Annotated in this window: 4 protein-coding genes; all 4 read right to left on the bottom strand. The window is 40.6% G+C overall.

Going from position 1 to position 9,403, the window contains the following annotated elements:
* Positions 1–5 precede the first annotated feature (5 nt).
* Entirely contained in the window at positions 6–2,897 is a 2,892-nt protein-coding gene (locus tag VJ937_RS01265; RefSeq protein WP_324065108.1) for a triple tyrosine motif-containing protein, read from the bottom strand.
* Positions 2,898–3,100: 203 nt separating this feature from the next.
* Positions 3,101–6,553 (bottom strand): hypothetical protein, encoded by a 3,453-nt coding sequence (locus VJ937_RS01260; protein ID WP_324065107.1) that lies wholly within the window; start codon positions 6,551–6,553, stop codon positions 3,101–3,103.
* Positions 6,554–6,709: 156 nt separating this feature from the next.
* Positions 6,710–8,566 carry a glycoside hydrolase family 3 protein gene (locus VJ937_RS01255; protein ID WP_324065106.1) on the bottom strand — a complete coding sequence of 619 codons (1,857 nt, stop codon included), beginning with the start codon at positions 8,564–8,566 and terminating at the stop codon, positions 6,710–6,712.
* On the bottom strand, positions 8,541–9,403 hold an 863-nt coding region (locus tag VJ937_RS01250; RefSeq protein WP_324065105.1), incomplete at its 5' end, for a glycoside hydrolase family 16 protein. The genes VJ937_RS01250 and VJ937_RS01255, both read right to left, overlap by 26 nt.

Raw genomic sequence — 9,403 nt, 5'->3', positions numbered from 1 at the left:
ATAAATTAAAAAGATATTATAAAATCAGTAAGATTAGTATCATGGGAGAGCTGCAGTTTTTTCCGAAGCCGGTACCTGCTAATTTCTACACCTCGTGTACTGATGTTCATCAGTGCGGCTATTTCTTTACTTGAGATATTGAGTCTTAAATAAGCGCAGAGTTTCATCTCTCTGGGTGTGAGGTCTGGGTATGCAGCTTTTAAGCGTTTGAGAAACTCTTCGTGCACATTTTCAAAATGTTTTTCAAATACTTCCCATTGCTGTTCAGTATCCAGCTCTTTGTCGACTCTGCGAATTAAACGGTTGATATGGTTATTGATTATGTCGTCGTTGAATTCGGTTGAAAGTTTATTAAGTTCTTTTTTTATTTTGGTAAGGAGTTTCCCTTTTTGGATCATCTCCATGGTGTTGTTGGCCAGTTCCTTGTCCTTTTGTTTCATTTCGGCCCTGAGTTTTTCGTTCCGGATTCTGATCACCTCTTTTTCTGCCCTTAGAGCATTGTTTTGCAGTTGTTTTTCACGCTCCTGGAAAAGCCTTTTTTGTTGTTCTTCCTCTTCTCGTTTCGTTTTTTCTGTACGGTATCTGACGTATCGAACCATTGAAAAAATGAACATTCCAACAATTGCCGCATACAAGGCATAGCCCCACCAACTCAGGAACCAGGGTGCATAAATCTCAAAATCTATGGAGCCTGTATTGCTTATATTGTCGAAAATATTTTTTGCCCTTACTTTAAAAGTATATTCGCCGTGTGCAAGGTTTGTAAATTCACGTACCGGATTGCTACGCCAGGGCGACCACTCCTCATCAAAATCTTCCAGTTTGGTTGAAAAAACCAGTTTTTTGGGATTTTCAAAGTCATTGGCTGCCAGTTCAAATTTTATTTGGTTAAACCGGTAGGGTATGCCCACGAAGAAGTCTTTATTCTGAGTTTGGCCCATGTAAAGCACCGAATCCGTTTTGGTGAGGGTTGCTTTGCGAATGTAGGCATTAAATTCATATTGATAGTCCTTGGGATATTGAGGGGTGTAATATGCAAAGCCATCCTGCAAGCCAAATATTACATGATTGTCGTTGATGGGGTAAACAAACTGAAACCATTTAATAAACCGTCTGTTTAACTCTTTAAATGGCAAAAATACATCAACGTAACTGCCATCCTCCTGTAAGCGGTAAACTCCGGCATCATCAATGGTAAAGTACCACACATTTCCGGCATCATCGGGATGCACCAGGCGGATATCCTGCCTGGGAAACCTTTTATTAAGCTTTAAATCCGGTTCGAACTTGTTGTTCGCTGAGTCAAACCTGTAAAAACCCTGACCTGTTGTAAATACAGGTTTGTCAAATAAATTGCATACATTCAGGTTTTTGTCTACTGGGAACCCATCATCACTGTTATATAATTCAAAGTTGATGATACTGTCATAATTACTGTCAACGTTAACCCTGTATATTCCTTTGTAGCCATGCGATATCCAGAAGGTGTTGTTTTTCCCCTGTACAAGGTATCTTGTGGATTCTTTAAAGCCACCGAGTTTTCCGTTTTCGACCCACTGTCCGTTAATTTTTTCAAATTTTGAGATTCCTGTGTATGTGCCACAAAGCACTATGTCATTTTTATTTTCGGGTTGAATGAATGTCCACCCACCCTGGATATCTGAAATAAGCTCTGCCCGGGTACCTTCAATGGTAAAGACACCTGAATTATGCCCACAAAACAGCGTACCATCAAATACATCAAAGTTCCATACCTGACCCTGGGTGCCGGGAACCAATTTAAATGTTTGACTTCCTCCGCCTTTCTGAAGCTCCTGCCAGTCGTGGTAAAATACACCTCTGTTGGTACCCAGGTAAAGCATATTGTTATGAAGTATGGCTGCATAGCCTGTACTCAGGGCATTGAACTCCGAAAAATAGGTGAGCGGTGAGTTTATTTCAATATAGTCGATGCCATTGTCGAGCCCCAACCAAAGGTTTTTATATTGATCGAGTTTTAAACTTAGTACGGTGTTGTTTTGCAGCCCTCTGTCCATATTTAAATGCTGCAAAAGGTTGCCCGCAGTATCGCATATCACAATTCCATCCTGAATGGTGCCGAATGCATATGTTGCATCATCAATTGATAAGCCGGTATAAACCTGGTTTTTTTTAAGCAGACGTGCTGCCGGTTTTTTCCATTCTTTAAGCTTTAAACCATCAAATACAAAAATACCGTCGTCATCGGTTGCAATTAAAATATCATCGCCTTTGGGCAACATCGACCAGATGAGTTCTCCGGCCACCTGGCTTACTCCAGGTACTTTCACAATTTGGTCATTGGCCAAACGATATAATCCTTTTGTTTGGTCGTTGATATAAAGTTCTCCTTTTACAAGGAATGAAAAATGAAACATTTCCGGAGCATCAATAATTTTAAAATGTCCGTTATTGTATATCATCAATTGCTCATACGATTGAAAAACGATGCCCACCGGTAAATCATAAATACGCCACACCTCGCCAAAGTCTCTGGCGTTTTCCGGGAGTTTTTCAATTAATGAGTGGTAATTGAGTTGGCCTTTATCGTTGGGCAGCAGGTAGCCTATTTCATTAAACCCGCCTGCATATAGTTTGTTATTCTGGGTGGCTTTAATGCATCTAACCAGGATGCCTCCGGGCAGGGGGTGATTTCGCCAGTTTATACCATCAAATTCAAGCACACCGTTATTGTTTGCAAAATAGGCCAGTCCGTTAGATCCGATATCGATCATCCAGGTTTGTGCCCCGGCATGCATCTTGGAAGTGTTGTAGTTTTTTACTTGTGGTATTCCAATGTGCTTGGGTTGGCTGTAGCTTAGTATAGTACTTTGTAAGAGTAAGCTTAGCAGTATGTACTTGAATATTTTCTCTGGCATGCTTAACCTGTATTTTGTCAATAGAGTAAAATTAAGTAATTCCATTGAAATGATTGTAATCAAATATAATCATTTCATGTATCACCTTTATGCCATTCAAAAAGATTATGCTGATGGAAGAGGGTAAAAAAAACCACTGGCCACCGAAGACATCGATCAATAACGTAAAACTATATTAGTGGCCAATGGTTCAACAAACACACTTAGAAATTTTGCCTGACTTCTATTTTAGAAATTTGATTTGTTCGTTTAAAGAGCTTTTCAGAGATTTTAGCATTTAATGTCTTCCCTTCAATGGTCTCTTTTTTATTATTGCTGTAAAACACCGTAATATTTTCATTCTTTGATTTGCTGTATATTATTGGAACCTGGCAAAAGGTAAAACAGAGTTCATCCCGGTCTACGGATGTTTTTTGCTGTGCTCCTTCCGCATCGAAATATTCAAAAGTTCCCGGTTCCTGCATAAATTCAGCGGGGTTTAAGAATTCGGGTTCGAACTTCAGGGCAGCATCTTCAACTTTTATTCCCAGCTCGGCCCAGCGATTTAGAATATCTTCTTTTACCTGGCCGGTCATGCCTGGTTGTTGTGCGCCTTTATGGCCCGGCGTATGTGAATATGGGTCGGTTGGAAATGCTCCATAAAGCTCCGGCGATTTATTAATACCAATACCTGCCCTTATTTCGTAATAATGGTCGATCATTTTACCGACAATGGCATGGTCGGTTTGCGTTTCTCTGGCCCAAATAATATTTTCCTGTACTGCAAGCAAGAGTTTAGAGACCATATGCCAGTAGATGCTTCCCAGCCCTTCGTAACCGAAGAATGTGCCGGAGCGGCCTGTAAAGGCTTTATGATTGAATATTTGTTCGAAAATAGCGAGATAATCGTCGTATTCCTTTTCAACCATCTCTTTACAAGAGGTTTTACTCAGTTTATGCAGTGCTTCTTTAAGATCTTCGGCATTATGGAAGTTACCGTTAAAATGGAAGTTTCCATTGATGTCTTTTTTTATGATAGATTGGTTACCTGCTTTTATCATGGTTTTGGCCAGCTTCGATTTGTCGATAAACTTAGCCGGAATCAGGTTTTTAGATAAGAATCGTGGCAGGTCTCTGTCCGGATACAGAATATAGCTATACTGATCGGGCCGGTACATTTTGCTGTTTTTCAGGGCATCTAAAACAGAGAGGGCTTCTTCTGGCTTGAGCAGCCCTGATGATAATACAGCAACCTGGCCTTCGAGCATCTCGTAAAGGGGCTTAATACTTATTGATTGTGTACCAAACTCTACCAGGTTGTATGCATGGTAAAGTCCATCTTTTCGTTTGTTGGCATTAATCGAGTGATCGATATATTTTAACGCCAATTTTAAGAATGACTGTATTTGTGAAGCGCTTAGTGATTTTGTGCCAGCATAAAAACCCGCATAGGCTTCCTCGCGGTATTTTTCTCCCAGATACCCCAATTCATCAGTAATGTTTCGGCGGTTTTTATTGTTGATGTTTTTCTTGAGCTTAGGCTCATGTTTTTCAAGCACTGACACGATGCCTTCCATAAAAGCAATAACCGGTTTGTTGATATCAAAGCTGGTTTTGCCATCATTGCTTAGCAGATCCAAAAAGAAGGTTGCATAGCGACGCATGTAATAAAGCGTTACCATTGATACGCCATTTCCAACCAGGGCATTGTTGGCATCGTTCCATTCGGGACGTTGTGTATTGAGCCAAATACCGGCTTCGGGAATGAAGTTCGACATTTTGGTTAGCAATGGTACAAGTATTTTTTCTGTAAGGTTGGCTTTAGTCAAATGTCCATGCTGGTCAAAAACCAGTTTCCCGTCAGCTCCAATCTGTTTTTCTCTACTGAGTATTTGAGTTTCTTTATCATTTTCAAACTCAATGGTGTTTTGTGGGTTCTCTACGATCTCCTCATATTTTTTAATGCAATAAGGTACATTGGCGTATACAAAATATGGGGCCGAAAGGAATTTTTTGAACTCCTTTTTTTGAAATTTTTGGGCCAACTCCATTAGTTTCAGAAGGTAAATTATCTGATGGTCGCCCCAGTAACCAATAAATGACCATGGATCTTCAGGGTCGATAACTTCCCAGTCGATTCCATTGCGTGTAATGCGGTATGGGTTGTAACCATCTATGGTGGAGGCGTTAACGAATTTAGTAATCATTGAGAGTATAAAACCCGGGAAGGAATAACCCAGTGCTTCCCAATTTTGAAAAATATCGCGCCAGTTGCCTTCGTAACTTTTGATGTAAGAGCCGTCCGGGTTTTTACCGGGAATGGAAAATTTGTTCCACGGCCTGCTCGGATCGCCATGTCGGCGGCTAAACGTTAATGGGAGATATTCGTATGCTATGCGTATAAGATCGCTATTGCCACTTTTTTCTGCTTTTTCCAGCAGTACAAAGTAATTCAGCGAATCATCGAATTGATTGAAAAAATCCTGGTATTTGTCTGCTATGCTTTGGTTAAAGGTATGAACAAAATCTATAAGGTCGGCTTTTTCTATTCTGTACTGGTCCTCAAATACTCCTCCACGCATGATATTGAACAATACATTTGAGAAATGGCGGCCAACACTTAGCTCATCGGCTGTTTTTTGCAAGCCATCGGCTGTAGCCACCAGTTTTTTGAGCATTGTGGTGCCTTTATCAATATCGGCGATCAGCATTGACTCAATCTTTGCGGGGTCAAGTTTGAGCTGTTCTATTAGTTCATATATTTTGACGTGATCCTGCTCTACATCTGCAACTATATGCCATTGTTTATATTCCTGGCTGTTAAGCGTAATCCGGCTGTTGATGAAATAGGCGCCGGGCTCAGCTCTCATATCTGTCTCTTTTTTGAGTTTGTTGTCTTTCCTGAAATCATCAAGTTGCAGCGAAGAGAGTAATATGTTATTTGGTTTAAGGCCAGTGCTCCATACTGTTGTGGCTTTTAAGGCTTCACTTGGTTCTGCTTTGTCAATAATCATGGCGCTAAGTGAATATATGCCAAGCTTAACCATATTAACAAGTTCATTCCTTTTGTAGGCATTGGCCAGGTTGCTTGTGCCGTTCTGTAAGTCAGCACCCACTCCAAAAGGTAAAATGTTTTGTATACCGTCAAGTATCGCTACAGTTACTTGTTTGTGATTGAGATTTTGTATTTCAGAGGTTTTAATAAATCCGTATTTGTCAGAAAGCTGCCAGGTATACAGGAATGTAAGAGATAAAGCTTCATTGGTTTCTTCAAATATGATTTTATTACCTGCAAAGTTTTTGTATAGATTTCTGGTAATGGGGTAAATACCTTCGTACCTGCATGAGAATGGCTCCCAAAGGTGGACCTCATTATCCGTGTGGATTTTTAGAATTGTCTTACTACCAGTGTTTTCTGCGTTATTTGTTATTTTATCGTCCGTATAATAAGGGAAAAGCGCAAGATCTGCGCTTTTCCTTCCGGCAGATAATCCACCGTTTGATGAAATGAAAAACCAATGATCAGTATGGCTGACCATACTGATGAAAAATGGTCGGATTTGATCGTAATTACTTATCTTATAAAATTTCTCATTATTTGATTCTATGTATTCACCTTCTGCATGAGAGACCTTATTATTTAAGGGCGTATGATTTAAATATGTATGGTTCTTCATCTGTGTATAGTTTTGATATTTTTGATCAGATGTAATTCAAAATGAATTTTAATCATCTCGTGTACCATGATATTCTGGTAATGGTTACACGTGTTTGCGATTCTAACTTAACAGTTTCTGACTTTTAAGTCTATTTTACTTTTTTCCTCAGAATTATTAATTATCGTTTTTTTGAAAATCCTGGTATGATAATCCAAAACCTATTTCATATAATGGGTTTACTTTCTCATTCCAGAAATTTGGTCCGTATTTACCATTGAAATCTTCCACAGATACAGGCCAGGAGTGGGGCAGTTTGCCCGTAAAGTTATATGCTCCAAAAAGTACCTGAGCTACACCATCTCCTTCGGATCCGGGTAACCATGCTGCAACAAAGGCATCAGATTCGGCAATTTCTTCGGTTACAACCAACGGTCGTCCTGAAATTAAGACGATGACTGTTTTTATATCTTTTTTGTTGTATGCTTCAATGTATGCTTTATGTTTTTCTGTTAGCGTAAATGAACAAGTTCCACGTTCGTCGCCAATATCTCCAAAAAACTCGGCATAAGGTTTTTCTCCAACTACAATTATTGCCCAATCGGCATCTGCATGCACACCTGTTCCTGTGGTGTCGTAAGCAACTTTACCTTCGGCCATTTCTTTTATTCCTGTAAGTATGGAGGTTGCACCCTCGTAGTTTCTGCTTACACCCTGCCAGCGAATGGTCCAGCCGCCAGATTGTAATCCTGTGTTATCGGCATGTTCTCCCACAACTACAATTTTTTCGGCATCCGCGGGTATTGGGAGTGTTTTGTCGTTATTTTTTAACAATACCATTGATTCACGTACAGCCTGACGGGCTTTAGCTCTATGTTTTTCAGCGCCAATTTTTTCAGTGAGTGTGGTGTCCGGAAACGGGTGGTCGAAAAGGCCAAGGCGAAATTTCTGTCTCAATATTCTTCTCACAGCGTCGTCAATACGGGTCATTGGTACGGATCCGTTTTCAACACCTGCTTTTAAACCTTTTTGAAATCCGTCCATATCCCCATCTACAGCCATAACCATATCTACACCGGCATTAATTACATCATTTTTGCCAAAGCGTGAATATCCTTTCCAATCGGTTACCACTATACCATCGAACTTCATCCCTTTTTTCAGGGTGTCTGTGATGAGGGGTTTATGTGCATGCATTGAGATTCCCGACAGATCGTTAAAACCCACCATTATTGCTCCAATACCTGCATTTACAGCATCACGGTATGGTGGTAAAAGACGTTTACTTACTTCCTGTATGCTTAAGGTAGTGTTTCCACCTTCTTTACCATATTCGGTAGAGCCGTCTCCAACATAGTGTTTGGCTGTGGCCATTACCGTTGTTTTGTCTGACAGGTTCCCCTGATGCCCTTTTACTGAGGCTTTTGTAAATTCGCGAGTAAGTTCAGTACTTTCGGAAAATGCTTCGTACACACGTCCCCATTTTTCATTATAGGGAATCGATATACATGGTGAGAAGGTCCAGTTAAAACCTGTACCCTGCATTTCGAGTGCTGTAATTGCAGCGGCTTCTTCTACCAGCTCTGTGTTTTGTGTGGCTCCCAATCCTATGTTGTGCGGAAAAATGGTGGCGCCTTCAAAGGTGTTTTGTCCATGTATTGCATCTACCCCAAAAAGCAATGGTATACCTAATCTGGAATCCAGTGCTTGTTTTTGCAATTCAATGAAGCGCGCCTGCCATTCTTCTGCAGTATTCCCCGGTGTGGGGCCATCTGTATGTATTATGGATCCTACAGATCCTGATTTAATATCCTCTGGTGAAAACTCGTCAAAATGTCTGATCTGGGTCATTTGCCCTATTTTTTCATCAAGGGTCATTTTAGCCAGTAATGCTTCGACTTTTTGTTCTATAATGGCTTCTTCTGACTCTTTGGTACATGAAATTGATATACCAAGGCTCAGTACCACGAGTAAAAGCAGCCCAGTGCTGAGCTTATTGACTATTTGTTTATTTTCTTTCATAAACCCTGACATAATCGATGATCATTTTTTGTGAAGTGACGGTTTCGTCTATACCCTGGGCGCCTCCCCAGCCTCCGCCCATGGCCAGGTTGAGTATGATATTGTGTGGCTTATCAAATGGCCATGAAAGTTCTGTAGTGTTGTCATCATAAGTAAAGTAATGATTGCCATCTACAAAAGCCTTTATGTACTCAGGGGTCCATTCAACTGCGTAGGTATGGTACTTATTATTCATGTTTTCTACCGGGGTAGTTGCTGTGGGTTGGTTACCAAGTTTAAAATAGTAAGCTCCGCTGTGAGCTGATGCATGGGCTATACCATCACCTGTTTCGTTATCCATTTCGTAACCAACACTTTCTAAAATGTCTATTTCACCGCAGTATGGCCATGAAAGTTCATCTATATAATCATCGCCAAGTGTCCAGCCTGCTGCCCAATTTCCTCTGTGGGCCGGTACTTTGGCGCGAAATTCAATTTTTCCATATTGAAAGCTCACTTTTTCCCGGGTTGTGAGCCGTGCTGAAGTCCATTCCTGCCCCATGTCGTTTTTATGGGCTTCAATAATGAGGTTCCCGTCTTCAATGCGTGCATTTTTTTCCCGGTGGTTGGTATAATATTGGGGTTCATAGTTACCCCAACCCCAATTGCCTTCGTCAAAAGTCCATTTTGTAGTATCAATTTTGCTTCCTTCAAACTCATCGGCCCATACCACGCTCCACTCATCGCCATTGGTGTTTTGAACCATTTTGCGTGGTGTCTCGCGATATTTTTTCACCATGGTAAACTTTACCCAATCAACTTTTAGTGCGTTGTTTGTATGGAGCTTAATTTTATGCAGCCCTTTGTTCA

The sequence above is a fragment of the Salinivirga sp. genome (assembly GCF_035268865.1).
In the GTDB taxonomy this organism is placed as follows: Bacteria; Bacteroidota; Bacteroidia; order Bacteroidales; family Salinivirgaceae; genus Salinivirga.
The sequence above is the reverse complement of the archived record's forward strand: the minus strand, read 5'-3'. Positions and strand labels throughout refer to the sequence as shown.